Source organism: Haloferax sp. s1, assembly GCF_058382125.1.
The window spans coordinates 1-636 of record NZ_JBZRPK010000030.1; the positions used below are offsets into that span (position 1 = coordinate 1).

1 protein-coding gene is annotated in these 636 nt (G+C 70.4%); it reads left to right on the plus strand.

All coding sequences use genetic code 11. The features are described from left to right. Window positions 1-636: amidohydrolase family protein (locus QT222_RS00170; protein WP_491475917.1), on the plus strand; the 636-nt coding region annotated here is incomplete at both ends.

The window sequence follows — 636 nt, forward strand, 5'->3', positions numbered from 1 at the left end:
CGTCCCCGTAACTGGCAACGCCGACGAGGCCGAGCTCTTTGACGGGTCCGCTATCGAAGGCAGCCTCGGCGGTCCCGGCCGCGACGCCAATTCCAACGCGTGGGGCGCATTCCGCCGTGCCGAGGCCGAAGAAGCCGCCGTGGAACGCGCCGTCCGCGTCGGTGGCGAGACAGGCGCACAGATTCACATCGCCCATACGAGCACGCCCGAAGGCGTCGATGCCGCCCGCGACGGTGGCGCGACCTGCGAGGTGACGCCGCACCATCTCTTCTTGTCCCGCGACGACTGCGACGAGCTCGGAACCTACGGTCGGATGAACCCGCCGCTTCGCTCGGAAGCGCGCCGCGAAGCCATGTTCGAGCGCCTTGCCGACGGCCGCATCGACGTGGTTGCGACCGACCACGCGCCGCACACGCGAGAAGAGAAAGACCAGTCGCTCCTCGACGCGCCGAGCGGTGTCCCCGGCGTCGAGACGATGGTGCCGCTACTTCTCGGTGCCGCCGCGGACGCCGCCCTGTCGCTAGAGCGCGTCCGCGCCGTAGTTGCGACGAACCCCGCGGCCATCTTCGACCTGCCGCCGAAGGGCCGCATCGAGGCGGGCGCGGGTGTGGACTCCGTTCGCTTCGCCCCCGACGA